This window comes from Roseateles puraquae (assembly GCF_002205845.1).
GTDB lineage: Bacteria > Pseudomonadota > Gammaproteobacteria > Burkholderiales > Burkholderiaceae_C > Pelomonas > Pelomonas puraquae.
On record NZ_NISI01000007.1, the window covers coordinates 104299 to 128532 of the forward strand.

Here is a 24234-nt window from a genome sequence, read left to right on the forward strand (position 1 = left end):
TTGCGCTATGCATGGCGGTATATTTCGCCGCGCTTCACATCCACCGCCCGCCATGCCCAGCACCCTGCGCCGAATCCTGTCTGTTGCCAGCCTCGCCTTGCTGCTGCCTGCGGCCAGCCCAGGCGCGTGGGCGGGAGAGCTCACCGTGTCGGCGGCCGCCAGCCTCACCAACGCCTTCAAGGCCCTGGCGCCCGCTTTCGAGGCGCAGCATCCGGGGACGCGGCTGCTGTTCAACTTCGCGGCCTCGGATGCGTTGCTGGCCCAGATCGCCAAGGGCGCGCCGGTGGACGTGTTCGCCTCGGCCGACCAGGAGACCATGGACAAGGCCCAGGCCCAGCAACTGCTGCTGGCCGGCACCCGGCGCAACTTCGTGACCAACACGCTGGTGCTCATCACACCGGCCGACAGCACGCTGACCTGGCGCAGCCTGGCCGACCTCGGCCGGCCCGAGGTGAAGCGGGTGGCTCTGGGCAAGCCCGAAGGCGTGCCGGCCGGGCGCTATGCCAAGGCCGCACTGGAAGCCGCCAAGGCCTGGGCCGCTGTCGAGCCCAAGGCGGTGTATGCGGCCAACGTTCGCCAGGCGCTTGACTACGTGGCCCGCGGCGAGGTGGAGGCCGGCTTCGTCTACGCAACCGATGCCGCCGTGCAGAAGGACAAGGTCAAGGTGGCGCTCACGGTGCCGACCGAATCGCCGATCGCCTACCCGATCGCCGTGGTGGCCGGCAGTGCGAACCCGGACGCGGCGCGGCGTTTCCTGGACTTCGTCGCCTCATCCGCCGGCCAGGCCGCGCTGGCCCGCCACGGCTTCCAGCGGCCCTGAAGGCGAGCCCCCGGTGGAGTCTTCGGCCTGGGTGGCGCTGGCCCTGTCACTGAAGGTGGCGGGCTGGGCCACCGCCATCAATCTGGTGCTTGGCGTGGCGGCCGGCTATGCCCTGGCGCGCATGCGCTTCATCTGGCGCGACCTGCTCGATGCGCTGCTCACCCTGCCCATGGTGCTGCCGCCCACGGTGCTCGGTTACTACCTGCTGGTGCTGGTGGGCCGGCGCGGCTGGTTGGGCGGCTGGCTGCATGAGACCTTCGGCATCCAGCTCATCTTCACCTGGCAGGGCGCGGTCATCGCGGCGAGCCTGGTGGCCTTTCCGCTCGTGATGAAGGCCGCCCGTGCGGCCTTCGAGGGCGTGGACACGCGGCTGGAGCAGGCGGCCCGGGTGCTGGGCCTCGGCGAAGCGGCGGTCTTCTTCCGCGTGACCTTGCCGATGGCCTGGCACGGCATCCTGGCCGGCGTGCTGCTGGCCTTTGCACGGGCGCTTGGGGAGTTCGGCGCCACGCTGATGGTCGCCGGCAGCATTCCGGGCAAGACCCAGACGCTGTCGATTGCCGTGTTCGAGGCGGTGCAGGCCGGGCAGGATGACCAGGCCAACCTGCTGGTGCTCATCACCTCCGTCACCTGCATCGCGGTGCTGCTGGCCGCTGGCCGGCTGTCGCGGGTACGCGGAGGCGTGGCGTGAGCTTCGAGGTCGACATCCGCAAGCGCGTGCGCAGTGACGGGCGCGAGTTTTCGCTGGACGTGCGCTTCAGCACCGACGCTCGCCGCACGGTCATCTATGGGCCCTCCGGCGCCGGCAAGACGCTCACGCTGCAGGCCGTGGCCGGCCTGCTCACGCCTGACGGCGGCCACATCCGCTGCGCAGGCGTGCCGTTGTACGACCAGGCCCGCGGCCTGAACCTGCCGGCACGCCGCCGTGAGCTGGGCTATCTCTTTCAGGACTACGCGCTCTTCCCGCGGCTGAACGTGCGCCAGAACATCGCGTTCGGGCTTCAGCGCGGCTGGCTCAACCCGGCGCGCCGCACGGCGCCTGCTGCGGTCGAGCACTGGCTGCAGGCCTTCGAGTTGATCGACGTGGCAGCCCAGAAGCCCCATCAGCTCTCCGGCGGCCAGCGCCAGCGCACCGCCCTGGCCCGCGCGCTGGTGAACTCGCCCCGCGCGCTGCTGCTGGACGAACCGTTTGCGGCGCTGGACCCCGCGCTGCGTGAGCGCATGCGTGACGAGCTCGAGGCGCTGCTCGACCGGCTGGACATCCCACTGTTGATGATCACGCACGATCCGGCCGACCTGGACCGCTTCGGTCAGTGCCGGGTCTTGCTACGCGACGGGCGTAGCGTGCAGGCCTGAGGGCCGGCGGCGGTTCAGCGCCCCGACCGCTGCAGCCGCGACACGAAAGCGGCGCAGGCGACCGAGGCGTCCGCCCGACCCTGCCAGCCCTCGGCCAGTTCACGCAGGGCCGCACGCACCTCGCGGGGCAGGGTGCCGTCCAGCGGATCGTCGGCCACGGCGGCGAGGTGGCCGGCGTACAGCCGGCGGGCATCCGGGGCGCAGTCCAGCAGCTCCATCACCGCACTGGCCAGCGTCTGGAACTGGGCGGGCGTCAGCTCCGCCGCCCCTTGCCGCGGCCAGGCGGCCAGGCACAGGTACTCGATCGGGCCCAGGCTGCGCCGGCGCGCGCCCAGGGCGGCCGTGCCCCAGGCCGCGCGTGAGCCGCTGGGCAGCCGCCCCTGGCTGAGGGCCTGGGCCAGCGTCTGGGCCACGGCGGCGCGAGCCGCAAACTCGCCGTGCTGGTTGATCTCGGCCAGCACGCGCAGGAAGGCAGGGTAGAGCTGGTCGCCCAGCCCGGTGCAGACGGTCTCCATCAAGCCGACCGCGCCGTCCTGGCCGGGGCCGAGGTCCACGCAGCCGCACACCAGCGCCTGGGCGGCCTGCGCCCAGCGGGGCTCGGCCAGCAGCTCAGCCAACGAGGGCGTTCAGCACACGCTCGGCGTGCTGCTGCACCGACAGGCCACGCAAATCGCCGCTCACGTCGGCACGCAGCACGGTGCCGCCATTCAGGCCCAGGCCCTCCAGCCAGGCGGCCGCATGCGCGGGCTGCGCCAGGCCGGGTGCGGACGCGGGGCGCAGCAGCGGCGAGGCCTGCAGGTGCAGCGAGAGCGACGGTGGCAGCGGCGCGCCGATCATGGCGAGTCCTCGGGTGATGACGTTGACGCCAGCTTAGCCAGGCGGCCCGGCGAAGGCGACTGCGGCTGCCCCTAATTCGTGGTCCCGCCGCCGAACAGGGTGTGAAGCAGGTCTTTGACCACAGCGGCCCGCCCCAGCAGTTCTTCGTTCATCAGCGCCACCAGGCTGCCGAGCTGCAGCAGCAGCACCAGATGCCCCACCACGGCCTTGATCGACATCGACAGGCTGAAGACATTGAGCTGCTGCGCATAGCGGTTGATCAGCCCGAGCACGCCGTCCACCAGATAGAGCAGCATCAGCGACGGCGCCGCCACCAGCAGGGCCAGGCGCAGCATGCGGCCGAACTCCGCCTCGAACACCACCGAGGCCGCGGGCCGCAGGCCCCAGTCGGCGTGCAGGGGCCACAGGGCGTAGCTGTCCAGCAGCAGCGCCGCGAACAGCATGAAGCCGCCCGAGGCCATGAACACCCAGCTGGCCAGGCGCGCCAGGAAGGCCCCGGTCAGCGAGGTCTGGTGGCCCGACAGCGGGTCCTGCACCTGGGCCTGCGTGGCGCCGACCTTGGTGTCGATGAGCTGGCCCGCCATCTCGAATGACCACATCAGCCCCGCGAACAGAAACCCCATGGCGGCGCCCAGCAAGGCCTCGCGGCCATAGAGCATGGTCCACTGCCAGGCGCTCAGGTTCAGCGGCTTCACGTCCTGCACCAGCAGGCCGAGCAGGGCCAGCGCGATGAACAGCGCATTTCGGATGAGCGCCGGAATGAGGTCCTGCGTGAACAGCGGCACCAGCAGGAAGGCCACGGCCACCCGCATCGTCGACAGCCCGAGCAGCAGCGCCGCATCGGTCGGGCGACCGACCCAGTCGGCCAGCATCAGCGCTGCAGTTTCACAAGGCCGGGGAACTCGCTGAACACCTTGTCCCCGAGCCGGTAGAGGCTGCCGCCGAGCAGCGTGGCCGTGATGAAGATCGTCACCACGATCGCGAAGAACTTCGCCACGTACTGCACTGTCTGCTCCTGCAGCTGGGTGGCCGCCTGGATGAACGCGATCAACAGGCCCACGACGGCCGCCACCAGGATGGGCGGCGCCGACAGCAGCAGCACGAGCCACAAGGCCTGCTGGGTGAGTTGGATGACTTCGCTGTTCATGTCTGATAGGTCAGCACGAGGCCATGTGTGAGCTTCACCCAGCCGTCGATCAGCACGAACAGCAGCAGCTTGAACGGCAGCGACACGGTGGTGGGCGAGAGCATCTGCATGCCCATGGCCATGAGGATGTTGGCGATGACGAGGTCGATGACCAGGAAGGGCAGGAAGATCAGGAAGCCGATCTCGAAGGCCACCGTCAGCTCGCTGACCGTGAAGGCCGGCACGATGACGAGGAAGTCGCGCTCGGTCAGGGCCTGGGCCTGCGCGGGCTTGAGGCTGCGCTGCGCGGTCTTCAGGAAGAAGGCGCGCTCCAGCGGCCGGCTGTGGCGGATGAGGAACTCGCGCAGCGGCTCCTTAGCCACGTCAGCCGCAGCCACCATCTGCGAGGTGGAGGCCTTGTCGCTGGTGGGCAGGGTGGCCAGGCGTTCCTGCATCTCCACACCCACGGGGTACATCACGTACAGGCTCAGGATCAGGGCCAGCCCGTTCATCACGACGTTGGGCGGGACCTGCTGCAGGCCCATGGCGTTGCGCAGCAGGCTCAGCACGACCACCAGCTTGGTGAACGACGTGACCATGACCGCGACGAAGGGCGCCAGGGCCAGCAGGACGACGGTGACGAGGGCCGAGGCCGGCGTGAAGGTGCTCAGGTCCATCGGTCAGCAGGTCTCGATCAACAGGGCCTCGCCGCTGCCCCAGGGCAGCAGGCGGCCACGCGCCAGCACCGCGTCGGGCCAGGCCGTCTCCACCAGCAGCACCTCGGCCGGCCATGGCGGCAGGCCGCCCTCCCAGCCCATCAGCGCCTCCACTCGCACCGGTGCGGGCCAGCGGGCCACCAGCTGCCAGGGCAGGTCACCCGGCAGGCCGGGCTCGCTGCGCGCGCGTGGGCGACGGCACGGCGCGTCCAGCAGCACGAGGCCACCGGGCTCGATGGCCGCGCGTTCTTCGTCGCTGAAGCGCCATTGCGCCAGCAGGCATTCCGCCGGGGCCGGCAGCCACTGCAGGCCGGGCAGCACGGGGGCCTGGGCGAGCTGGCGCAGCGCGGCCCAGGGGAGGGTCAGCAAGGCTTGCGCCCCGCGGCCTTGCCACAGCGCGCGGGCGCCACTGGCGGGCAGCTCGGGCTGCGAGCTCCATTGCCAGGCCGTGGCGGGTGCGAGCCCGTGGGCCTCCAGCGCATCGAGCAGCTCGCCGGCCAGGTCCAGCGCCACGGCGGCTTCGGCCGCGCAGGGCGGCATGAGGGCGTCGCTGCCCAGGGCCTCGCGTGAGGCCGACACGCGCAGCGTGCCGCTGCCGGCGCGGAAATGCCAGCCGGCCGGCTCCGTCTGGGTGTGGGGCAGGGAACTCATGCGCGCCGGCTCACCATGATGCGGGTGAGCTCCGTCACCGAGCGTGCCTTCATCTTGCGCATGCCGCGCGAGCGGTAGAGCTCCACGCTCTTCAGCGACAGCTTGATCTCGTCCGCGATGTGCTTGTTCATGAGCCCCTTCACCACCAGCGACAGCACCTGCCGCTCGCGCGGGGACAGGGACTGGGCCCGGCGGTCGAACTCCTCCCGCGAGCCTTCCACGTCGGTGTCCAGGCCGGGGTCGAGGTCGCTGGGTGCGAAGGCACGGTCCAGCGCGGCGCTGAGCGCGGCGTCGTCCAGGGGCTTCTCCAGCAACGACACGGCGCCGCGCTTTTGCATCGCGGCCACGGCCAGTGGCACGTCGGCATGGCCGCTCATGTAGATCACGGGCAGGTGGATGCCGCGCTCGTGCAGCGCGTCATGCAGGTCCAGCCCCGACAGCTCGGGCATGCGCACATCCAGCATCAGGCAGGTCGACTCCGGCCAGGGCGTGCCGACCGCGACGCGCGCCAGGGACTGCAGCGCATCGCGTGGGTCACCCCAGTCGCGCACCTGGCAGCCGAAGCCTTCCAGCCAGAAGCGCAAGGAGTCGCGGAACTCGTGGTTGTCGTCCACCACGTAAATCTGGCGAGGCGTCATGTCGTCTTCTCCAAGGTGGGTTGGGGCGCCGCCACCGGCAGGGGCAGCGCGAAGTGAAAGCAGCAGCCGCCCATGTCGCGCCGCGAGAACCACAGCCGGCCCTGGTGCATCTCGATGAGGGAGCGACAGATCGACAGCCCCAGGCCCATGCCGTTGGGCTTGGTGGAGCTGAAGGGCAGGAAGAGGCGGGCTTCGGTCTGCGGCGTGATGCCGGGGCCGTTGTCAGCCACGCGCAGCTCGGCGCGCGGGCCGTCAGCCTGCAGCTCGATCTCGATCACCGGCTCGGCCGGGCGATCCAGGCGCAGCGCATCCAGCGCATTGCGCAGCAGGTTGATCAGCACCTGCTGCAGCATCACGGCGTCGCCCTGCACCATCACCGGCGCCAGCGGCAGGCGCAGGTGCAGCTGCACCGCCTCGCGCTGCAGGTCCCAGTCCAGCAGGCCCAGGCTCTGGTGCACCAGCTCGACCAGGTCCAGCGGCTCGGTCTTGGGCTGGCGCGACTGCGTGTACTCGCGCACCCGGCCGATGATCTGGCTGGCGTAGGTCACCTGCTGCACGGCCTTGTCCAGGGCGGCGAGTTCGTCCGTGCTGTCGGGGTGGCGGCGGGACAGGCGCAGCTTCAGGCCGCGCAGCAGATTGGCGGTGGCGCCGATGGGCTGGTTCAGTTCATGGGCCAGCACGCTGCCCATCTCGCTCACCGTCAGCGAGCGGGAGGTGAACAGCAGGCCCTCGCGGTCGTCGAGCTGGCGTTGCAGATGGTGCAGGCGCGCGCGCTCGTCGGTCAGGCGCAGCAGCACATGCCGCGCATCCAGCGCCACCCGCTGCGCCAGGTACTCGCCGCTCACACCGCAGCGCTGGCGCGCACCCAGTGGGGCCTCCAGCGCGGTGGCCAGCCCGAGCACAGACGCTGCCCAGTCGGCTGAGGCCTGCCCCGGCTCGCCGGGTACCAGCGCCTGCATGGGCGCGTTGAGCGCGACGAGGGTGTCGCCGTCGAGCACGGCCAGCGCCTCGTCGAGTTCGCCCAGGGCATGCAGCAGATCGGCATCGATGCGATTCATGGGCCCTCCATCGGCCACAGGGTCTGGTTGCACAGCAGCCAGGTCACAGAAGGTCGGGTGGCGAGCAGCGCGCGCAGGCTGGGCGCCGCCGGCGCCTGCACGAGCACGGCAGTCCAGTGCGCGATGCCCGGCGCCACGTCGCCCAGGCGCAGCTCGCAGCTGACCTGGCCGGGCGCGACCGGCGTCGGCCCACTCGCACCCAGCTCGCGCAGCGTGCGGGGTCGCCCCTGCGGCCCGAGGCCGAGCCGCACCGCCCACCAGCGCTCCTGGCTGGCGGGGCGGGCGGCACGCCATTGCGCGGGCCAGCGCCGCCACTGCCATACGGCGGCATCACGGCTGGGCTGCAGGCTGGCCAGGCCGGCGGGGCTGGCCAGCAGCACCAGCTGGCCGGCGCACCAGGCCTGCACTGCCGGGCGCAGCGCCGAGGCGCTGGCCGGCGTGGTGGCTGCGCGCCGCAGCCGGGCGAGCAGCGCCTGGGCCCAGGCGGGCATGGGGTCGGCCTGCGCGGCGGCCTGCACCGCCGCGAAATCGGGCGGGTCGTCGTCGGCGGCCTCCTCGTCAGGACGGCGGCCGGTGTCGTCGAAGAGTTCACGCCAGGCCGGCGCGTCGGTCGCGCGCCAGCGCAGCTCGGGCCCGTGGGGCAGCGTCAGCGGCTGCAGGAGCACGGGCGTGAGCGGGTGCAACGCGCTGCCCGGGTCAGTGGCTTGCAGCACTGGTGCCGCGGGCTCGGCGCTGCGGCTGGCCGGCGCGCTGGGAACGAGGGGCAGGGTGGCGGGCAGCGCGGCTTCGGCCGCGGTCTCGGGCGGTGCTTCGGGTGTGACCTGGGCCTCCTGCACCTGGGTCTGAAGCAGCGCCTGCCAGGCCTCGCGGGTGGCGGCCGACTGCAGCGCGTTCAGCGCGGCGATGCTGCCGATGCCGCTCATGCATCCACCTCGTCCACGCGCGGTGCGCCGTCTTGCGAGCCGTCCGCCCGGCGCAGGCGCGTGCGCAGCAGGTCATGGCCTGACTCGCGCAGGCGGCGGTCCAGGTCGGCGAGCTGTTGTCGCGCCTGCAGGCCTTGAGCGGGCGGCACGCGCAGGTCCAGCATGAGCGGCGCCTGCGGCTGGGGCTGGGTGATCTGCAACTGCCAACCTGCCAAGCCAGGTGCCGCGCCGGGCAGCGCCACCTGCCACAGGCGGGCGGTGTCGGGTGCGCAGGCGGCGGGCTCGGCCACCTGGCGCGCGGCCTCGGCAACGCGGGTGTGGGTTTCGCTGACCGGATCGGCCCCGGGCACCGGCCTGCTCGTGGGCGTTCCTTCGGCGGTGGGCAGACCGTCGCGCGGCGCTTGCCACGGGTTGGGCGGCGGCAGCGGCGGGGCATCGGGGCTCAGCGGCTCGGGCAGGGCGTCATCGGGGCGAAAGGCGCGGGCGGCTGGCGTTCGGCCACCAAGTCGGGACTCAGGTTGCGCGCCCGGCGGCTGGGCTTGGGCGCGCGCGCGGCCGAAGGCCTGCGTCCACGCCGTGGGCACGGCCTGGGGCGTGTCGTGGCTCGCAGGCCACCGTGGCGACGTGGCCGCGCACGGCTCTGTACCGAGCAGCGTGCGGGGCAGCGCACCGGGCCGATTCACGCTCGACATGCGACGGCTCCGGGCGGCAGGCGGCGGGCGTCTTCGGCGTCCAGCTCGGCCTGGTGTTCGCGGCTGCGGGCGAGGTGGCGACGGCGGTCCTGCAGCGTCGCGTCGACGGCGTCTTCGCGGGCCTGGGCGCGCGCCAGCTCGGCCCGGCGCTGCTGCACCGTGGCCTGGGCCTGGCGCAGGCTGTCGGTCTCATCGATCAGGGCGTACTCGTCCCGCTCCAGTCGCTCGGCCAGCGCGGCGCGGTGGGCGTCCACTTGAGCCGCCCAGCGCGGCATGTCCGCGCAGCCGGCGCCGGTCCAGTGCCGGGTCAGCGCGTCGAGCTGGGCCTGGCCGGCCTCGATGCGCTGCTGGCGTGCCTGCACTGCCTGCTGCGCTTCGCGCTCGGTGGCCTGGGCCCCGGCCAGCGCCTGGCGGGCCCGCTGCACGCGCAGCTGGCGCAGGCGCAGCCACTGCTGCGCGTCGCGGGCTGGCAGCTGCAAGGCGAGGTTCATTGCACGATCTCCCGCAGGTGCTGCAGGCTGCCGGCCCAGTCGCTGGGCTCATGCGTGCCTTGCTGCAGCAGCGCCTTGATCTGGGGCATGCGGTCGATGGCCTGATCGGCCAGCGGGTCGCTGCCGGCCTGGTACTCGCCCACGCGCAGCAGGAACTCCACCTCCTTGTGTCGCGCCATCAGCGCGCGCACCTGGGCGGCGTCGCGCTGCTGTTCCAGCGCGGTCACACGGGTGAACACCCGGCTGGCGCTGGCCAGCACGTCGATGGCGGGGTAGTGCTGGGCCTGCGCGAGGCCGCGCGACAGCACCAGGTGCCCGTCGAGGATGGAGCGCACTTCCTCGGCTACGGGGTCGCTGCCTTCCTCGTCTTCGGCCAGCACGGTGTAGAAGGCGGTGATGGAGCCGTGCGCATCGTTGCCCGCACGCTCGAACAGCCGCGGCAGCTCGGCGAACACCGAAGGCGGGTAGCCGCGCCGCACCGCCGGCTCGTGCGCGGCCAGGCCCAGCTCCCGAAGGCCGCGGGCGAAACGGGTGACCGAGTCCATCATCAGCACCACGCGCGCGCCCTGGGCGCGAAAGCCCTCGGCAATCGCCGTGGCCGCATGCGCGGCGCGCACCCGTTCCAGCGCGGGGCGGTCGGAGGTCGACACCACCACCACCGAGCGGGCCAGGCCTTCCGGCCCGAGGCTGTCCTCCAGGAACTCGCGCACCTCGCGGCCACGTTCCCCGATCAGGCCGATCACATTCACCTCGGCCTGGGTGTTGCGCGCCAGCATGCCCAGCAGCGTCGACTTGCCGCCGCCGGCCATCGCGAAGATGCCCACGCGCTGGCCTTCGCCCACGGTCAGCAGCGTGTCGATGGCGCGCACGCCGCACACCAGCGGCGCATGCACCGGGCGGCGCTGCAGCGGCGGCGGCGCCTCGCGGTAGAGCGGCACGCGGGGCAGGGCGTCGAGCGTCGCACCGCCATCCAGCGGCTGACCGAAGGCGTCGATCACGCGGCCCAGCAGGCCGGCACCGCTGGGCAACTGGGCCACCTCCTGAAGCACCTCGACCGCCGCACCCACCGGCACACCGTGCAGCGAGCCCAGCGGCGCGAGCACCGCTTCATGGTCCTGGAAGCCGATGACCTCCGCCTGCAGGCCCGGCTCGCGCGGGCGCTGGGGGTCGAACACCCGGCAGCTCTGCCCCACGCGCGCCTGCACGCCGGTGGCGCGCATCAGCGTGCCGCCCGCCTGCACCACGCGGCCCAGCGTGGCCACGGTGCGGGCCTGTTGCAGGCTGCGGCGCAGCTCGTCAGCGGCGGGAATGGCAAGGTTCATGGTCACGTGGCGGTGCAGCCGTTCAAGGCACGGAGGCCCACAGACACGGAGGCGTTCGCACCTGCGCAGCCTCTCTGGGCCTCTGTGTCTCTGTGGCTGTGTTGGGTCACGATGGGCATCACAGCCCCCAGGCCTTGGCCAGGCGTTCGACCTGGGTCGCCAGGCTCGCATCGGCGGTGCCGAACTCGGTGGTCAGCCGGCAGTCGCTCTCCCCCAGGTCGACATCGGCCACCAGCTCGGCCTGGGCGAGGCCGGCGCGGTTGTCGGGGTCGGCGGCCTGCAGGGCGGCGCGCAGCGTGGGCAGTTGATGCGGATGCACGTGCAGCCGCCAGGTGCGTGCGGGTTGCAGTTCGCGGGCGGCCTGCACAGCCAGGCGGGCCAGGGCGTCGTCGGCAGGCAGCGTGCCCAGCAGCTTCTGGAACACCTCCAGCGCCAGGCGGCCGATGGCCTGCTGCGACTGCTCGCGCGCCGCGTCCTGAGCCCGGGCGAGCTCGGCGAGCGCCAGGCCGAGCTGCTCTTGCGCCTGGGCCTGCCCGGCCTGCCAGCCCTCGTGATGGCCGGCCTCGCGCGCCTGGGCGCGGGCCGCGTCCAGATGGGCCTGTGTGCTGCCCTGGAGGGCCTGCAGGTCGGCGAGCAGGTCATGGGCCTGCCGCAGCGGTGGCACCTCGGCGGCGCGCAGCACGCGGCGGTCGGCGGCGATGCCCAGCGTGGCCTCGGGCTGGCGGTGCCAGAGCATGAAGTGATTCATGCGGCGCCCTCGGCCACGGCTTCTTGAAGTGCCAGCGTCTCACGCAGCACGGCCAGCGCCGTGGCCTGCGGCATGACCCAGGCACCGACGGCCCCCAGTCGGCGGCTGGCCGCATGGCGCAGGGCGCCGTGGGGCAGGCTGGCAAGCAGCACGGCCGCGCCTGCCTCGGTGAACTGCTGGCCGAGGGCGTCGGGCGAGTTCTGCGGGGGCCAGTCGGCCAGGGCGGTGGGCAGGCCCGCGGGCAGGGCCGGCCAGTCCGGCGCGCTGCGCAGGGCTCGCCACCACGCGGGCCCAAGCGTGGCGCGGGCCAGCTCGCGCAAGGGCCCCGCGATCCACAGCCGCAGCGCCGGCGCCGCCAGCACCGAGCCGCAGCGGCGGGCCAGGGCCATCAGGTCGTCAGGCGCCAGGGCCAGCCAGGCGGGCGCAGCGTCCAGCTGCGCCCACGTCAGGCTGCGGGCCTCGTTCGGGGCGTCGGCCAGCAACCGCCGGGCCACGGCGGCGCGCAGCGCGCGTTCAGTCATGGCGGCGGTCCTCCAGGGCCAGGGGCTCGCCGTCGCGGCGGCGGCGCCAGGCCAGCCAGCCGGCCGTGCCCAGGCTGGCCGTGCCCAGGCTCACGGCCAGGGCCAGCACCACGGGGGGCAGCGCGGCCTGCGTGGCCGGCGGGCTGGCCGGCGTGGGGTCGGCCGCAAAGGCCACGACCGACACGCTGTCATAGGGCAGGCCTTCGACGCTGTTCACCACCAGGGCGCGCACCTTGGGCAGCAGCGCATCGACGTTCAGGCCCGGGCGGTGCTTGAGCATCACGGAGGCCGACGCCGGCTGCACCTTGTCGGACAGCGGATGCCGCTCCGGCACCACCAGGGTCACGCGGGCCTGCAGCACGCCGTCGATGCTGGTCAGGGTGTGCGACAGCTCCTGCGACAGCGCATGCATCAGCCGCGCACGTTCTTCCACCGGCGTGGACACGAAGCCTTCGCGCTTGAACACCTTGCCGAGGCTGTCGAAGTCTTCACGCGGCAGGCCCTGGGCTTTCAGGATCTGCACCGCGCGGGCGAAGTCGGCTTGCGCCGTGGTGACCTCGAAGCCGGTTTCGCGCGCCACCTTCTCGGCCGGCACACCGGCCAGGCGCAGCGCGGCGACCATGTCGTTGGCCTGGCGCTCGTCGAGCTTGGCGTAGAGGGTCTGCTCGCCGCAGGCGGTGAGCAGCGCGGTGAGCGCGGTCGGCAGCGCCAGCGCGCGAAGGCTTCGGAGGTGGTTCATCAGGACTGCTGGCGGAAGAGTTGCTGCAAGCCCTCGGACGTCCGGTTGGCGATGTTGGACGTCAGCTGGCAATGGAACATGAACTCCTGGCAGCGCACCGTCAGGTTGACGAGTTCGCCCGGCGTGAGCTGCTGGCCCGACGCGGCGGCAGCGCGCGCATCGCGGCCCAGGGACGCCGCCTCGGCATTGATGTGCTCCAGCGGCTGCACCAGGCGCTGCATGGCCATGCCGGTCGGCTCGGCGGCGGGCTGGGCGCGCTGCAAGGCGCCGGCCATGGCGTGCTGGAAGGCCGACACATCGGTCGCTGCCGGGGGCAGGCCCAGCTGCGACAGCGAGGCGCCCGCGCCGAGCTGCACATCGGCCAGCGGCGCGGCGATGGCAAGGCTCGCGTTCACTGCTTGCGAGCCATGGTTTCGAGGGCGGAACCGACCGTGGACACGGCGGTGTGCGAGCTGCTCGCCAGGAAGCTCATCTTCAGCGACATGGCGGTCAGCTCGGTGATGTCCGCCGGCTTGTCGCCGCCCGCGCCGACTGCGGCTGACTTCACCTCGATGTCGTTGGCCTGCTTGTCCAGGGCCTGGCCCCAGGCATCGGCCATGGCTTCGAACCAGGAGCCGCCGGTGGTCTTGCCGGTGGAGGTGCTGGGGGCGGTGGCGAGGGTGTTGAGCAAGGGGCTGGTCATGGGAACTCCTGTCGGGGGTGGGAAGGAAGTCGGCTCAGAGCGTGAGCCGCGTGCGCTGGCCATCGCGTTCGACGACGACGGCGCGTTCGGCGATCTCGACGACGCGGTGGCCGCTGGGGAGCAGCGCGCCGTTGAAGTAGCGGCTGCCATCGGCCGTGATGAAGTAGGGGCTGTCGCTGTTGTCGATGACGGCCACCAGGCGTTTGGCCGGGTCGTCCGCCGCGGCAGGGGCAGCGGTGGGGGCAGGCACTGGCGGCTGGTTGTCCACCCGCAGCGTGGGCAGGTGGGGCACGTCGCGGCGTACCGCCGCCGTGGCGGATTCGACGCGTGCGGTGTCACGTTCGCGGGTGTGCAGCACCAGTTCGCCCTCGGGTGACCAGCTCGCCTGCGCGGCGATGCCGTAGAGGCGGAACACCTCGCTCGCATGGGCTGCCACGTCAGCGGGTGCCGCCGCCTGCGTGGCCGCGCGGGCCGGTGGCACCACCTGGGCCACGGCTTCGCCGGCTTCTCGCAGCGTGCCGCCGCGCCAGGCCAGCGCCGCGCCGCCCACCACCATCACCACGCCGAGCGCAGCCAGCAGCAGCTCCGCCACGGGGCGGGGCTTCGCCGCCCGGGCGTGCGCGGCGGGCGCGGCCGGTGCGGGCTCGGCCGGGTCGTCGTCGTGCAGCACGGGCTCGGGCCAGTCGGCCTGGTCGGCCGGGCCGTAGGCGACGAGGGCGTCACCCAGCTGCAGCGGCTGGCCAGGTGCCCAGGCGTGCACCGTGTCGCCGGGGGGCAGCGGGCGGCCCTGCAGCGAAGCCAGGCCGGACAGCAGCTGCAGGCCGACGCGGCCCGGGCCGGTCGGCAGCAGGCGCACCTGGAAGTCCAGGCCGCTGGCCAGCAGGATGTCGGCGAACTGGGTGTCGGCCTGGTTGGCCGCATTCAGGCCGCAGACGAGCTGCGCCTCATGGGCGTCGAGCAGGGCGCGCGCCCCGGCCTGGCGGCCGGCGAGCACGCGAAGTTCCAGCGGGGCGGTGCAGAAAAGGGCCGGGGTGGGCATGGGTCACTCCTGCGGTGCGGCGGCGCCATCGCCGGGCGAGGTGGCGGCCAGGGGTTCGCGGGCTTTTTGCAGTGCGTCGGTCGTGGCGCGGCTGCTGGCCAGGCGCGGTGTGATGAGGAACATGCGTTCGATGCGCTGGCCGCCCTTGCGCTGGGTCTTGAAGAGGTTGCCCAGCAGCGGGATGTCGCCCAGCACCGGCACCTTGTCGACCCCGGCATTGGCGCTGTCGCGCACCATGCCGCCGATCAGCAGGCTCTCGCCTTCGGCGATCAGGGCCTGGGTGTTGATGCCCGAGCGCTCCACCACCGGCAGGTTGTCCACGCTCTGGCCGGTCAGGCCGCCGTCCTCGATCTGCACCAGCAGCTTGATGCGCGGGGCCTCGTCGCCGTCCTTGAACACGTGCGGCGTCACGCGCAGGCGCGTGCCGGCCGTGACGTTGAAGAGGTCCACGTCCTCACGACCGGCCACGCGCACGTAGTAGGTCGAGCTGTTGTCGAACACCGCCTCCACGTTGGACAGCGTCACCACCTGCGGGCTGCTGACCACCTTGGCCGCGCCGTCGCTCTGCAGCGCGGTGATGCGGGCGACGAAGGGGTAGCGGTCGCCGATGACGGCGGAGATGACGCCGCCGCGGGCCGAGGGGGTGGGGTCCACCTGGCCGTTGAGGCGGTTGTCGCTGGCGGTGCCATTGCCCACCATCAGGCTGGACAGGCCGTGGTTGTAGCGCCAGTTGATGCCGAGCTCGCGCAGGCGGTCGGTGTTGATGTCGATGATGGTCGCCTCGATCTCCAGCGACTGGGGCTCGACGTCCAGCGACTTGATCAGCGCGGCGTAGCGGTCGAGCCGCTCGGGCAGGTCGCGCACGATGACGGCGTTGAGCCGCGGGTCGGCCTCGATGCGGGGCGAGAAGTCGGGCGGCGCAGGGAGCTCGGCCGGCTCTGCGGCGGCGGGGCCGTAGCCGACCTGGGTGAGTGCCGCCACCAGGGTGTCGGTGCCGCGCACGGTGGGCGCGACGTCATCCGAGAGGCCGAGTGTCGTCGGACCCGGGCGCTGGCTGGCGGCCGCGCGCAGTCGCTGGCTGCCCTGGGCGCGCGCGGGGTCGGTGGCCACGGTGATGCGCTGCTTGCCGGGCTGGCCCACCAGCGAGCGCAGGATGCTGGCCACACCGGGCAGGGTGGTCTGCTGGCCGCCAAAGCTCATGGGCACGTCCTGCGCCCAGGCATAGCGCAGGTAGAAGATGCGGTAGTCGGGCAGCGGTTGCTGCTGGGCCGGGGCCCAGCTCTTCATGGCCGCGGCGGTGGTGCCGGGGCGCACCTGGCGCACCAGTTCGTCCACCTGCTGCACGAAGCGGCGCGCGCCCACGGCGAGCAGCGCACCGTCGTCGCTGAACTTCAGCGTGTTGCGGTGGTCAGGCAGCTGCAGGGCCTGGGCCGCCCGCTGCACCTGGGCGGCGGCGGCAGGGGTGAGCAGGTAGCTGCGGGTCTGGGTGTCGCTGGCCGGCGCGACGTAGATGACGCCGCCGTCGTAGTAGGGCAGCAGGTTGTAGGCGCGGCTGAGGTCGCGCAGCAGCTTGGCCGGCGTACCCTCGAAGCGGCCGTTGACCTGGCCTTGCACGCCTTGGGCGACGACGGGGATGTCGCTGCCCGAGAACAGGCCTTGCAGGAACTGTTCGAGCGGCTGGTCGCGGGCTTCCAGGCGCACGGTGCGCAGCGTCTCCGGCAGCGGTGCGGCCAGGGCGGGAAGTGCGGGAGCCAGCAGCAGCGCGGCGGCGGCTGCGAGGTGAAGAGCGTGGGTCATGCGGCGAGCAGGGTGGTCTGCGAGGCGGGCGCATCCAGGCGGGGTGGCGCCAGATGGCGCAGCGGCGTGAGCCGCAGCGTCGGCAGGAGTTCGTGGAAGGAGAGCACCGGCGTGTCGAAGCACTCGTTCTCGATCAGCTTGCGCAGGTGCCAGCGCAGGTCCACCGCGCAGACGATGGCTTGCGGTTGCAGGGCCTGCACCTGCGCCTGCACCTCGGCGGCGAACTGGCGGGCCACGTCGGGTGCGATGGCGAGCTGCGTCACGCCGCCGCTGACGTGCAGTTGCTGTCGCATCAGCTGCTCCAGCTCGGGCGACAGCATCAAGGCACGCAACTCCCCGTCGGGGCAGAGGCGATGGTGGGTCTGGCGGCGCAGCGCGATGCGGGTCATCTCGGTCAGGGCCTGCACGTCCTTCTCGCGCTGGCTGGCGTCGGCCAGCGCCTCGAGGATGTCGCGCAGGTTGCGGATGGACACCGTCTCGGCGGCCAGGCGGCGCAGCACCTCGGTCACCTTCTGCACCGGCAGCGCGCGCAGCACCTCCTTCACCACGTCGGCCAGGTCAGCCTGTGCGCGGGTGAGCAGTTCGCTGGTTTCCTGGATGCCGATGAAGAGGGCCGCGTTGCGGCGCAGCGCGTCGCGCACCGCGGTGGCCACGGTGGCGGCGTCCGGCGCCTGCGCGCCCTCGGCCAGCGGCACCTCGTGGGCCAGCAACCGCCAGCCGCTTTGCCCGAGGCGGCCATGCAGGGCCATGCGCGGCAGGGGCAGGCCCAGGTCGAGCTGCAACTCGTCGATCAGGTCTTCCACCGCGCGCGTGACCGCCACGCCGCCATCGGCCAGCAGGGCTTGTGGCACTTCCAGCAGCAAGGGCACCGAAGGGCGCAGGCGAGGCGGGGCGGTCTTGAGGGCCGTGGCCTCGGTGGTGCTGGCACGCGGCGTCATGCCAGGCACACGGCGCGCCACCCAGTCGCGACCCTGCGGCAGCAGCATCACCCCCGCGGCGGCGAACACCACGGCGAGCAGCCCGAACACCAGCGGCGGGAAGCCCGGCACCGTGGCCAGCAGCAGGCAGATGGCGGCGGCCATCAGATGCACCCGCGGCTTGGCGCCGATCTGCTTGCGGATGGCGTCGCCGAGGTGGCGGTCGTGTTCGTCGTCGTTGGTGCGCGTGACCAGCAGGCCTGCGGCCATCGCACCCAGCAGCGCCGGGATCTGCGCCACCATGCCCTCGCCGATGGACAGGATGGAGTAGCGGTGCACCGCGTCGCCCACGCTCAGGTCTTGCTGCAGCACGCCGATGGCCAGGCCGCCGAGCAGGTTGATCAGGATGATGACGATGCCGGCAATGGCGTCGCCCTTCACGAACTTCATCGCGCCGTCCAGGCTGCCATGCAGCTTGCTCTCCAGCTCCAGCGTGCGGCGGCGGCGCTTGGCCTCGTCCTTGTCGATGAGGCCAGAGCGCAGGTCGGAGTCGATGGACAGCTGCTTGCCCGGCATCGCGTCCAGCGAGAAGCGCGCGGCCACCTCGGCCACGCGTTCCGCGCCCTTGGCAATCACGATGAACTGCACCACCGTGATGATCAGGAAGACCACCAGGCCCACCACGAGGTTGCCGCCCGCCACCAGCTTGCCGAAGGTGGCGATGATGTGGCCGCCATCGGCATGCAGCAGGATCATGCGCGTGGTGGCGATGGACAGCGCCAGGCGAAAGAGCGTGGTCATGAGCAGCACGCTCGGGAACACCGAGAACTCCAGCGGCCCGGCCACATAGACGGCCAGCAGGATGAGCACCAGCCCGGAGGCGATGTTCACGGCCACCAGCAGGTCGATCAGCCACAGCGGCAGCGGCAACACCATCAGCGCGACGATGGCCACGATGCCTGCGACCAGGAAGAGGTCGCTGAAGCGGGCGAGCAGGCCCTCGCGCGCCACGTCAGCGGTGGCGAAATAGCCCGCCAGGCCGTCGCTGCGCGTGGGGCCGCTCATGCGGGGCTCCCGCTGAAATGCCGGCGCAGCTCGACGTAGACGGCCAGCACGTTGCGGACATAGGCCTGCGTCTCGGCATAGGGCGGCACACGCCGGCCGTGTCGCTCCACCGCGCCTTCGCCTGCGTTGTAGGCGGCCAGCACCAGGCGCAGGTCATTGCCGAAGCGGGCCTGCAGGCGCTTGAGGTAGCGGGCCGAGGCTTCGAGATTGGCTTCGGGCGTGAGCAGGGCGCGGTCGGCTTGCGCCACGCCCAGGCTGCGGCCGGTGGCCGGCATGACCTGCATCAGGCCGCGCGCGCCCGCCGGCGAGATGGCCTGGCTCTGGTGGCGTGATTCGATGTGCGCCACGGCATGCAGCAGCAGCGGGTCGATGTCGTGGCGCCGGGCCACGTCGGCCATCAGCGGTGCCAGCGCGCGGATGCGGGCCAGCGCGGCGACGTCACGCGTGCCAGCGGCCGGCAGGGGCCGCGCGGGCGATGGCAGCGGCCGGCGTGCCGACTCGCGGGTGTCGGGGGTGGGGGCAGCAGGTTCGTCGGCCGGCTCGACGGCGTCGACAGGCTCGGGCAGCGCCGCGATGTTGGACGGTGTGCGCACGAGGGTGGCGCCGCACAGTCGTGACGTCAGTGTGAAGCCGCTGGCACTGGCCGGTGCCGGTGCGTCGAGCAAGGCCTCGGCCGTGGAGCCGGCGCAGCCCGGTGCGGCCCAGGCGGTGGCGGCTGAGGCCATCGCGGCGGTCGCCAAGACTTGGCAGATCCGGTGAAGTCCGTGCACTTTTTCTCGCCCTCTGGGTTTTTCGAACCGGGCGGACTATGGAGGCAAGCCTTGGCGGCGGGTTGACGCTTGCAAGCAAAAGTAACTGACTGACCCGTAGACATTGCTCCCTTTATGTAGACGGGGACCCCCCACGTTTACGCGTGGAAACATCTGCTGCACCGGCGCAATCGCCAAGCAGGCATCGTTCGGTCCCGCCGCTCGTTCCCCAGGGAAGGAGCGACGCCGCAGGCCCCCTAGAAGTAGGTCTGGCCACAAGACTGCAAACAAGTCGTCACAAACGCCGTTTGCACCCCCTAGAAATAGGTGTTATCGCGTCATGGCCGAGGACAGCGGCGACAAAACCGAACAGCCCACCCCTAAGCGCCTGCAAGACGCCCGCAAGAAGGGCGACGTCGCCAAGGGCCGCGAGCTCACCAGCACCGCGACGCTGCTGGTGTGGCTGGTGGCGGGCGCGCTGTGCCTGCCGCTGGCGGCCGAGCGCATCGCGGCGCTGTGCGAGAGCCTGTTCGCGCGCGTGGCCTCCGGCTGGCGCGCGGAGGGCTTCGGGCAGGTGGCTGCGCTGCTGGGCTGGCAGAGCATCGAGCTCGCGCTGCTGCTGGTGGCGGTGCTGATGCTGCCGGTGGCGGTGTTGGGGATGTTGGTCGAGTACCTGCAGGCCGGGCCGGTGCTGGCCTTCGAGAAGGTGGCGCCCAAGCTCGAGAACCTCAACCCGGCGGCGGGCCTGAAGCGCATGTTCTCGCTGGACAACCTGATCGAGCTGCTCAAGGGCATCCTGAAGACCGCGCTGCTGCTGGCCATCGGCTGGGCCGTGGCCCGCACGCTGCTGCCGGACGCCATGCGCCTGGCGCTCTCCACCGACCGGCCGGCCCAGCACCTTGGCGCGCTCGTGTGGCAGGGCACGGTCAAGACCCTGGCCTGGACCGTGGGTGTCTTTGCGGGCGTGGCCTTCCTGGACTTCCTGTGGACGCGCCATCGCTTCACCAAGAAGATGCGCATGAGCCTGCGCGACATCAAGCAGGAGATGAAGGAGAGCGAAGGCGACCCGCATCTCAAGCAGCAACGCAAGCAGGCCCATGCCGAATGGAGCCAGCGCAACCAGGCGGCGGCCGCCCGCGGCGCGAGCGCGCTGATCGTGAACCCGACGCACGTCGCGATCGCCATCGACTTCGAGCCCGGCCGATGCCCGGTCCCCACCGTCAGCGCCAAGGGCGAGGACCATGTCGCCCGCGCGATGCGCGAGGCCGCTGGCGAGGCGGGTGTGCCCATCGTGCGCAACGTGCCGCTGGCCCGCGAGCTGCTGGCGCGCTGCGACGAGGGCGAGGTGGTGCCACCGGAGCTGTTCGACGTGCTGGCCGAGGTCATCGTCTGGGCCGACGGCGTGCGGGAGCAGCTGCGCTGGGAAGCCGCCCGCGCCGACCCGCATCGGCGCCACGAGGTGCCCGAGCAGCCCCCGCCGGCGCGGCCAGCCCCTGGTGAAGACCTGACCCTGCATCCCGACCTCGACCCCCGCGCTGCCGCCACCCCTTGATGCCATGCAAGACCTGCTCCTGAATCTCGCCAGCACCGTGCTGGCCCTGGCTTTCGTGCTGGCCTTGGCCTGGGGCCTGCTGCGCGCGTGGCGACGCTTGCAGCCCGGTGTGGGCACCGCCGGCAGCGACACCGATGCCTTGCGCTTCGTGCGCGCGCTGCCCGTAGGCGCGCGCGAGCGGGTGGTGCTGCTCGACCACGCCGGCGAGCGCTGGATGCTGGGCGTGACGGCGGGCGGCATCAGCCTGCTGGCGCGCTGGCCGCTGGCGTCTGGGCCGGAGCCGCGCGCATGAGCAGCATCGGCCTGCGACTGCACGACGAGGTGCTGCACGACGAGGTGCTGCATCTGCGCGAGTTCGGCGCGGGTGATGTGGCCGAGGTACAGGCCCTGCATGCCGACGCGCGAGTGCGCGCCTGGCTGCCGGACATCCAGCCCCTGCAGGAGGCCGGCTGGGCGGCGGCCTTCGTCGCCGGGCTGGGCCGGTTCTACCGCCAGCACGAGGGCTTGGGCATCTGGCGCTGCGCCGTGCCTCTGGCTGATGGGGGCGAGCGGTTTGCCGGCTGGTTCAGCCTGATGCCGGTGCAGGCCGGGCCTGATGCCCAGGCGCTGGGCGTGCAAGCTGGCGATGTCGAACTGGGCAGCCGGTTGCTGCCCGAGCATTGGGGCGGTGGGTTGAGCCTGGCCGGCGGTGAGCGGCTGCTGCACCACGCCTTTGCGCGGCTGCAGTTGCGCGCCGTGTGGGGCATCTGCCATCCGCACAACCGGCCCGCGCAGGCCTGCCTCGCCGCACTGGGCTTCTTGCCGCGCGGGCGGGCCCTGTACGAAGGGCAGCCTGCCGACCATCACCAACTGCTCGCGGCCGACTGGGCCGAGCTGCAACCCCTCAGCCATCGCCAGCGCCTGCGCCGCCACCGGCGCACCCCGACCGTTTCATCACAGGACCTGCCATGACCGACACCGCCGCTCCCAACAGCTGGCAACTGGCCCTGGGCCAACGCCTGACCCAAGCCCTGGCCGAGTCACGGCTCGCCCACCCGCCGCAGGCCGATGACACGGCGAGCGCGACCGGCACGCATTGGCGGCTGCCGCCCCGCGACACCGCGCCGAGTGGCGCCGCACCGGCGCTGCTGGAGTTGCTCGGCACCAGCATCGCGGGCGGGCCCGAGACGCTGCTGGCCCACTGCCTTCGGCACTATCGCCAACTCGCCCATGACGGCGAGTCAGACGACCTCGGCCGGGCGCTGGCGGCCTACCTCGGCGCCTGCCGGCAGGCCTTTGACCAGGAGGCCCTGACGCCGCAGCGTTGGCAGGCGGTGGTGCAGTGGCTCAAGGCGTGGGTGCTGGATGCGTTGCCCTGGGACAGCGTGCCGCTGGCTCAACGGCAGGAGGCCTTCGAACGCTTCGCGGTGCTGGCTGTGGCCCTGGGCGAGTGGACGGTGCAAGCCAGCCGCCAGGGCCAGGCGGCATTGGCATCAGCCACCTGGATGGCGCGCACCAGCCTGCGCGGCCAGCTGGGGCTGGACCTGCCGGCGTTGTGCGCCGTGCTGCGCGGGCTGGACGCCTCGATTGCGGCCAACCCTAGCGCTGGCGCTGTCGATTTAGGAGCAGCCGCAGCTAGCGGGCTGGGGTCCAAGCCCGTGTAATGAAGCCCGTCAACGCCGCAGAGTTTGATTCGAGAACCTTCGCGACAAGACACGCAGCGAGCCCGGTGTTTTTCTTCAGTCGCCGCCGGCCTCAGATGCCTCGCAGAGCAATCAATCACTGCGGCGGTCTCCGCCGCGAACCCTCACCTCAAATTTTTGGAGATTGACATGGGATCAGCAGTTAGCAGCGTTTTCGGTGGCGGCGGCTCGGGTGGCATCCTGGGTGCCGTCGGCGGCATCGTGGGCGGCATCTTCGGCGGCCCGATCGGCGCGATGATCGGCCAAGCCATCGGCGGCATGCTTCAGCAAGCGGTTGGCGATGCCACCAAGCAGGCGGTGGACACGCTGCAACAGGAACATGGCATGCCCAAGTTCCTGGCCGACGAGGTCAAGTCCAAGATCGACAGCGCCGTGCAGTCGCTGCTCGCTCAAAGCCAGCATGGCGTGACCCAGGAAGCCGCCGGCCAGGCCCAGCAGGTCGCCGGTGACTGGATGCAGTCCTTCATCCAGGACGCCGCCAAGCAAATCGTCGACGAGGCTACCAAGCAACTGAAGGGCGACGGCTCCTCCGGCGGCAAGGCGTCGGCCGAAAGCTGGCTGGTGGCGATTGCCAAGGCCATGGGCAAGACCATGGGTGACCGCGCCGCCAAGCTCGTGGACCTGAGCCAGCGCATCGCCAACACCCAGACCGGTGGCAGCAACAACGCGCAGCAAGCCGCGGCCAAGCAGATGCAGCAACTCAACGCCGAGTTCCAAGCCACGTCGCAGGAGTTCAGCCTGCTGCAGAACACCTTCTCGACGGCCATCAAGGCCATCGGTGAAGCCATGTCCTCGGTGGCTCGCAAGCAGTAATCCGCCGGCTTGTCCCGTGTGCCGGAGTGCGCCTGCCGCACTCCGGCATTTGCTTTTTCAGGCGGGCCGGCGCGGTGGCCTGCCAGTCGTTGAGCTGTTCGATGAAGTTCCTGAAAAACCTGCTGTCCGTCCTCGCGCTTGCGCTGCTCCACGCCTGCGGGGGCGGCGGATCGGCACCCCCCGACCCTCAGCCCACCACTCCTGCGCCAACCCCCACGCCCACGCCGGCCGACCCGCCGGTGTCCACCTACGGCGCGGGCGTGTTGCCGGGCCGGCTGCTGGTGAATGCGCCGGACGGCCGTCAGGCGCGGCTCTTCAACCTCACCACGGGCGAGCAGCGCAGCCTGCCGGTGTCGTCGAGCGGCAGCTTCGATGTCTGGTCGGTCAGCCAGGACGGCCAGACGCTGGCCCGGTGGACGCGGGATGACAGCCAGTCCGGCTACCCCGTCAGCTGGTTCGACGCAGCCAGCCTGGCGCCACGTGGCAGCGAGCAGCGCGTGTCCAACCTGCTGGGCCTGAGCGAGCTGCAGTTGTCGGCGGGCAGCCGCTATGTGCTGGCGCAATACGGAGACGGCTATCGCGCGCCGCGCCGGCTGACCGTCTTTGACGCGCAGAGCTTCGCGCTGGTGAAGCAGGGCTCGCAGCTGGACGGCGCCGATGTGGTGGCAGACCCGCAAGCCTGGCTGCCGGACGGGCGTTACGTCTACTTGCGTGCCAATGAGCTCTGGGTGTCGTCGCCGCAGCGAACGACGTCAGAATTGCTGGCACGCTTGGCGCTGCCTTCCAACGATGCCGTGGATGGCAGCAGTTATGTGGCGGGGCAGAGCAGCCTGGCGGTCAGCCCCGATGGTTCACGGATTGCGTTCACCTGGCGCGTGCGCCGCGGCAACGGCATGGACACACAGATCTTCACCGCACGGATCGACGGCAGCGAGCTTCGGCAAATGACGGCCGTGGCCGACGCTGCCGACCCGCTCAGCTACGCCTTCGGCAGCCCGACGTGGTCGCCGGATGGTCAGTGGGTGGCCTTCGTGCTGTACATGAACGGCGCCACGGCGGCACCCGTGTGGCCCGATGACCGCATCGGCGCCGCGCGCGTGATCGGCACCACGGGCTGCGATGCCAGCCCGGTGTATGTGTTGCCGGCCAGCCAGGCCACGGCGCGCAGCTTCCAGTGGCCGGCGGTCACGCCGGCATTGGCGCTGAAGGTGCGTGCCGCGTCCGGCGACACCGGCCAATGGGTCACGAGCTGCGCCACCGTGCGCTGGCTGCCCTGACACTTCCCGACGCCCAATTGCCTCAA

At 71.8% G+C, this 24234-nt stretch carries 30 protein-coding genes; 9 read left to right on the forward strand and 21 right to left on the reverse strand.

The genetic code is table 11. The features are described from left to right. The first annotated feature begins 52 nt into the window (after positions 1-52). Genes modA through CDO81_RS17715 form a run of 3 tightly spaced genes read left to right on the forward strand, consistent with a single transcriptional unit; the run spans position 53 to position 2173 of the window. Positions 53-820, forward strand: coding sequence for a molybdate ABC transporter substrate-binding protein (modA, locus tag CDO81_RS17705; RefSeq protein ID WP_241517052.1), 768 nt, complete (start codon positions 53-55; stop codon positions 818-820). Between the two features lie 13 nt (positions 821-833). After that, positions 834-1508, forward strand: coding sequence for a molybdate ABC transporter permease subunit (gene modB / locus CDO81_RS17710; RefSeq protein ID WP_088484557.1), 675 nt, complete (start codon positions 834-836; stop codon positions 1506-1508). Further along, positions 1505-2173, forward strand: coding sequence for an ATP-binding cassette domain-containing protein (locus CDO81_RS17715; RefSeq protein WP_088484558.1), 669 nt, complete (start codon positions 1505-1507; stop codon positions 2171-2173). Before modB ends, CDO81_RS17715 begins: the two co-directional genes overlap by 4 nt. A 14-nt stretch (positions 2174-2187) precedes the next feature. Here CDO81_RS17715 and CDO81_RS17720 read toward each other — a convergent pair whose 3' ends face one another. From CDO81_RS17720 to CDO81_RS28505, 21 genes are all read right to left on the reverse strand, one after another. Further along, on the reverse strand, positions 2188-2790 hold the full coding sequence (locus CDO81_RS17720) for a hypothetical protein (RefSeq protein WP_088484559.1): 603 nt from the start codon (positions 2788-2790) through the stop codon (positions 2188-2190). Further along, entirely contained in the window at positions 2783-3010 is a 228-nt protein-coding gene (locus CDO81_RS17725) for a hypothetical protein (protein WP_088484560.1), read from the reverse strand. The genes CDO81_RS17720 and CDO81_RS17725 overlap by 8 nt, the downstream gene beginning before the upstream one ends. A gap of 71 nt (positions 3011-3081) precedes the next feature. Further along, positions 3082-3882: a type III secretion system export apparatus subunit SctT gene (sctT, locus tag CDO81_RS17730; RefSeq protein WP_088484561.1), complete on the reverse strand. Its 801-nt coding sequence runs from the start codon at positions 3880-3882 to the stop codon at positions 3082-3084. Further along, positions 3882-4157, reverse strand: a complete 276-nt coding sequence (sctS, locus tag CDO81_RS17735; RefSeq protein WP_088484562.1) for a type III secretion system export apparatus subunit SctS — start codon at positions 4155-4157, stop codon at positions 3882-3884. The genes sctT and sctS overlap by 1 nt, the downstream gene beginning before the upstream one ends. Then, entirely contained in the window at positions 4154-4813 is a 660-nt protein-coding gene (sctR, locus tag CDO81_RS17740) for a type III secretion system export apparatus subunit SctR (protein ID WP_088484563.1), read from the reverse strand. The genes sctS and sctR overlap by 4 nt, the downstream gene beginning before the upstream one ends. Positions 4814-4816: 3 nt before the next feature. Beyond that, positions 4817-5503 (reverse strand): hypothetical protein, encoded by a 687-nt coding sequence (locus CDO81_RS17745; RefSeq protein WP_088484564.1) that lies wholly within the window; start codon positions 5501-5503, stop codon positions 4817-4819. After that, positions 5500-6141, reverse strand: coding sequence for a response regulator transcription factor (locus CDO81_RS17750; RefSeq protein ID WP_088484565.1), 642 nt, complete (start codon positions 6139-6141; stop codon positions 5500-5502). The genes CDO81_RS17745 and CDO81_RS17750 overlap by 4 nt, the downstream gene beginning before the upstream one ends. Then, positions 6138-7199, reverse strand: coding sequence for a sensor histidine kinase (locus CDO81_RS17755; RefSeq protein WP_158218337.1), 1062 nt, complete (start codon positions 7197-7199; stop codon positions 6138-6140). Before CDO81_RS17755 ends, CDO81_RS17750 begins: the two co-directional genes overlap by 4 nt. Beyond that, the gene (locus tag CDO81_RS28155; RefSeq protein ID WP_158218338.1) at positions 7196-8122 is read right to left on the reverse strand and encodes a hypothetical protein; all 927 of its coding nucleotides are present in this window, start codon (positions 8120-8122) and stop codon (positions 7196-7198) included. Before CDO81_RS28155 ends, CDO81_RS17755 begins: the two co-directional genes overlap by 4 nt. Beyond that, on the reverse strand, positions 8119-8814 hold the full coding sequence (locus tag CDO81_RS17760; protein WP_088484567.1) for a hypothetical protein: 696 nt from the start codon (positions 8812-8814) through the stop codon (positions 8119-8121). The genes CDO81_RS28155 and CDO81_RS17760 overlap by 4 nt, the downstream gene beginning before the upstream one ends. Then, positions 8802-9305, reverse strand: a complete 504-nt coding sequence (locus tag CDO81_RS17765; RefSeq protein ID WP_088484568.1) for a hypothetical protein — start codon at positions 9303-9305, stop codon at positions 8802-8804. The genes CDO81_RS17760 and CDO81_RS17765 overlap by 13 nt, the downstream gene beginning before the upstream one ends. Then, a complete protein-coding gene (locus CDO81_RS17770; protein WP_088484569.1) occupies positions 9302-10627 on the reverse strand; it encodes a FliI/YscN family ATPase in 1326 nt (441 codons plus the stop codon). The genes CDO81_RS17765 and CDO81_RS17770 overlap by 4 nt, the downstream gene beginning before the upstream one ends. 118 nt (positions 10628-10745) lie before the next feature. Continuing rightward, positions 10746-11375: a FliH/SctL family protein gene (locus CDO81_RS17775; RefSeq protein WP_088484570.1), complete on the reverse strand. Its 630-nt coding sequence runs from the start codon at positions 11373-11375 to the stop codon at positions 10746-10748. Continuing rightward, on the reverse strand, positions 11372-11896 hold the full coding sequence (locus CDO81_RS17780; protein WP_088484571.1) for a hypothetical protein: 525 nt from the start codon (positions 11894-11896) through the stop codon (positions 11372-11374). Before CDO81_RS17780 ends, CDO81_RS17775 begins: the two co-directional genes overlap by 4 nt. Then, positions 11889-12635 (reverse strand): type III secretion system inner membrane ring lipoprotein SctJ, encoded by a 747-nt coding sequence (gene sctJ / locus CDO81_RS17785; RefSeq protein ID WP_088484572.1) that lies wholly within the window; start codon positions 12633-12635, stop codon positions 11889-11891. Before sctJ ends, CDO81_RS17780 begins: the two co-directional genes overlap by 8 nt. Further along, positions 12635-13030: a hypothetical protein gene (locus CDO81_RS17790; protein WP_088484573.1), complete on the reverse strand. Its 396-nt coding sequence runs from the start codon at positions 13028-13030 to the stop codon at positions 12635-12637. The genes sctJ and CDO81_RS17790 overlap by 1 nt, the downstream gene beginning before the upstream one ends. Next, the gene (locus CDO81_RS17795; protein WP_088484574.1) at positions 13027-13317 is read right to left on the reverse strand and encodes a hypothetical protein; all 291 of its coding nucleotides are present in this window, start codon (positions 13315-13317) and stop codon (positions 13027-13029) included. Before CDO81_RS17795 ends, CDO81_RS17790 begins: the two co-directional genes overlap by 4 nt. Before the next feature lie 34 nt (positions 13318-13351). Then, a complete protein-coding gene (locus CDO81_RS17800) occupies positions 13352-14356 on the reverse strand; it encodes a SctD/MshK family protein (protein ID WP_088484575.1) in 1005 nt (334 codons plus the stop codon). A 3-nt stretch (positions 14357-14359) separates the two neighbouring features. Beyond that, positions 14360-16153 (reverse strand): type III secretion system outer membrane ring subunit SctC, encoded by a 1794-nt coding sequence (sctC, locus tag CDO81_RS17805; protein WP_088484576.1) that lies wholly within the window; start codon positions 16151-16153, stop codon positions 14360-14362. After that, on the reverse strand, positions 16150-18135 hold the full coding sequence (locus tag CDO81_RS17810; protein ID WP_088484577.1) for a flagellar biosynthesis protein FlhA: 1986 nt from the start codon (positions 18133-18135) through the stop codon (positions 16150-16152). The genes sctC and CDO81_RS17810 overlap by 4 nt, the downstream gene beginning before the upstream one ends. After that, positions 18132-18860, reverse strand: a complete 729-nt coding sequence (locus CDO81_RS28505) for a lytic transglycosylase domain-containing protein (RefSeq protein ID WP_206602123.1) — start codon at positions 18858-18860, stop codon at positions 18132-18134. The genes CDO81_RS17810 and CDO81_RS28505 overlap by 4 nt, the downstream gene beginning before the upstream one ends. Positions 18861-19224: 364 nt before the next feature. Here CDO81_RS28505 and CDO81_RS17820 point away from each other — a divergent pair, with 364 nt between their 5' ends. The 6 genes from CDO81_RS17820 (at position 19225) to CDO81_RS17845 (ending at position 24208) form a co-directional block, all read left to right on the forward strand. Next, positions 19225-20436 carry an EscU/YscU/HrcU family type III secretion system export apparatus switch protein gene (locus CDO81_RS17820; protein ID WP_088484578.1) on the forward strand — a complete coding sequence of 404 codons (1212 nt, stop codon included), beginning with the start codon at positions 19225-19227 and terminating at the stop codon, positions 20434-20436. Between the two features lie 4 nt (positions 20437-20440). Beyond that, on the forward strand, positions 20441-20728 hold the full coding sequence (locus CDO81_RS17825; RefSeq protein ID WP_088484579.1) for a flagellar biosynthetic protein FliO: 288 nt from the start codon (positions 20441-20443) through the stop codon (positions 20726-20728). Further along, a complete protein-coding gene (locus CDO81_RS17830) occupies positions 20725-21387 on the forward strand; it encodes a GNAT family N-acetyltransferase (protein WP_088484580.1) in 663 nt (220 codons plus the stop codon). Before CDO81_RS17825 ends, CDO81_RS17830 begins: the two co-directional genes overlap by 4 nt. Further along, positions 21384-22079 carry a DUF6683 family protein gene (locus CDO81_RS17835; protein ID WP_088484581.1) on the forward strand — a complete coding sequence of 232 codons (696 nt, stop codon included), beginning with the start codon at positions 21384-21386 and terminating at the stop codon, positions 22077-22079. The genes CDO81_RS17830 and CDO81_RS17835 overlap by 4 nt, the downstream gene beginning before the upstream one ends. 168 nt (positions 22080-22247) lie before the next feature. Further along, a complete protein-coding gene (locus CDO81_RS17840) occupies positions 22248-22931 on the forward strand; it encodes a hypothetical protein (RefSeq protein WP_088484582.1) in 684 nt (227 codons plus the stop codon). A 101-nt stretch (positions 22932-23032) separates the two neighbouring features. Continuing rightward, the gene (locus CDO81_RS17845; RefSeq protein WP_088484583.1) at positions 23033-24208 is read left to right on the forward strand and encodes a TolB family protein; all 1176 of its coding nucleotides are present in this window, start codon (positions 23033-23035) and stop codon (positions 24206-24208) included. Positions 24209-24234: the final 26 nt, after the last annotated feature.

What these genes read in the sequence shown, in the direction of transcription:
- sctJ (WP_088484572.1), bottom strand. Translation starts at nt 12,635, where the DNA reads ATGAACCACCTCCGAAGCCTTCGCGCGCTGGCGCTGCCGACCGCGCTC.
- CDO81_RS17755 (WP_158218337.1), bottom strand. Translation starts at nt 7,199, where the DNA reads ATGAATCGCATCGATGCCGATCTGCTGCATGCCCTGGGCGAACTCGAC.
- CDO81_RS17825 (WP_088484579.1), top strand. Translation starts at nt 20,441, where the DNA reads ATGCAAGACCTGCTCCTGAATCTCGCCAGCACCGTGCTGGCCCTGGCT.
- CDO81_RS17820 (WP_088484578.1), top strand. Translation starts at nt 19,225, where the DNA reads ATGGCCGAGGACAGCGGCGACAAAACCGAACAGCCCACCCCTAAGCGC.
- CDO81_RS17775 (WP_088484570.1), bottom strand. Translation starts at nt 11,375, where the DNA reads ATGAATCACTTCATGCTCTGGCACCGCCAGCCCGAGGCCACGCTGGGC.
- CDO81_RS28505 (WP_206602123.1), bottom strand. Translation starts at nt 18,860, where the DNA reads ATGGCCTCAGCCGCCACCGCCTGGGCCGCACCGGGCTGCGCCGGCTCC.
- CDO81_RS17795 (WP_088484574.1), bottom strand. Translation starts at nt 13,317, where the DNA reads ATGACCAGCCCCTTGCTCAACACCCTCGCCACCGCCCCCAGCACCTCC.
- CDO81_RS28155 (WP_158218338.1), bottom strand. Translation starts at nt 8,122, where the DNA reads ATGAGCGGCATCGGCAGCATCGCCGCGCTGAACGCGCTGCAGTCGGCC.
- CDO81_RS17750 (WP_088484565.1), bottom strand. Translation starts at nt 6,141, where the DNA reads ATGACGCCTCGCCAGATTTACGTGGTGGACGACAACCACGAGTTCCGC.
- sctR (WP_088484563.1), bottom strand. Translation starts at nt 4,813, where the DNA reads ATGGACCTGAGCACCTTCACGCCGGCCTCGGCCCTCGTCACCGTCGTC.
- CDO81_RS17760 (WP_088484567.1), bottom strand. Translation starts at nt 8,814, where the DNA reads ATGTCGAGCGTGAATCGGCCCGGTGCGCTGCCCCGCACGCTGCTCGGT.
- CDO81_RS17725 (WP_088484560.1), bottom strand. Translation starts at nt 3,010, where the DNA reads ATGATCGGCGCGCCGCTGCCACCGTCGCTCTCGCTGCACCTGCAGGCC.
- CDO81_RS17745 (WP_088484564.1), bottom strand. Translation starts at nt 5,503, where the DNA reads ATGAGTTCCCTGCCCCACACCCAGACGGAGCCGGCCGGCTGGCATTTC.
- CDO81_RS17845 (WP_088484583.1), top strand. Translation starts at nt 23,033, where the DNA reads ATGAAGTTCCTGAAAAACCTGCTGTCCGTCCTCGCGCTTGCGCTGCTC.
- CDO81_RS17780 (WP_088484571.1), bottom strand. Translation starts at nt 11,896, where the DNA reads ATGACTGAACGCGCGCTGCGCGCCGCCGTGGCCCGGCGGTTGCTGGCC.
- CDO81_RS17840 (WP_088484582.1), top strand. Translation starts at nt 22,248, where the DNA reads ATGGGATCAGCAGTTAGCAGCGTTTTCGGTGGCGGCGGCTCGGGTGGC.
- sctT (WP_088484561.1), bottom strand. Translation starts at nt 3,882, where the DNA reads ATGCTGGCCGACTGGGTCGGTCGCCCGACCGATGCGGCGCTGCTGCTC.
- CDO81_RS17835 (WP_088484581.1), top strand. Translation starts at nt 21,384, where the DNA reads ATGACCGACACCGCCGCTCCCAACAGCTGGCAACTGGCCCTGGGCCAA.
- CDO81_RS17830 (WP_088484580.1), top strand. Translation starts at nt 20,725, where the DNA reads ATGAGCAGCATCGGCCTGCGACTGCACGACGAGGTGCTGCACGACGAG.
- CDO81_RS17765 (WP_088484568.1), bottom strand. Translation starts at nt 9,305, where the DNA reads ATGAACCTCGCCTTGCAGCTGCCAGCCCGCGACGCGCAGCAGTGGCTG.
- sctC (WP_088484576.1), bottom strand. Translation starts at nt 16,153, where the DNA reads ATGACCCACGCTCTTCACCTCGCAGCCGCCGCCGCGCTGCTGCTGGCT.
- sctS (WP_088484562.1), bottom strand. Translation starts at nt 4,157, where the DNA reads ATGAACAGCGAAGTCATCCAACTCACCCAGCAGGCCTTGTGGCTCGTG.
- CDO81_RS17770 (WP_088484569.1), bottom strand. Translation starts at nt 10,627, where the DNA reads ATGAACCTTGCCATTCCCGCCGCTGACGAGCTGCGCCGCAGCCTGCAA.
- CDO81_RS17810 (WP_088484577.1), bottom strand. Translation starts at nt 18,135, where the DNA reads ATGAGCGGCCCCACGCGCAGCGACGGCCTGGCGGGCTATTTCGCCACC.
- modA (WP_241517052.1), top strand. Translation starts at nt 53, where the DNA reads ATGCCCAGCACCCTGCGCCGAATCCTGTCTGTTGCCAGCCTCGCCTTG.
- CDO81_RS17800 (WP_088484575.1), bottom strand. Translation starts at nt 14,356, where the DNA reads ATGCCCACCCCGGCCCTTTTCTGCACCGCCCCGCTGGAACTTCGCGTG.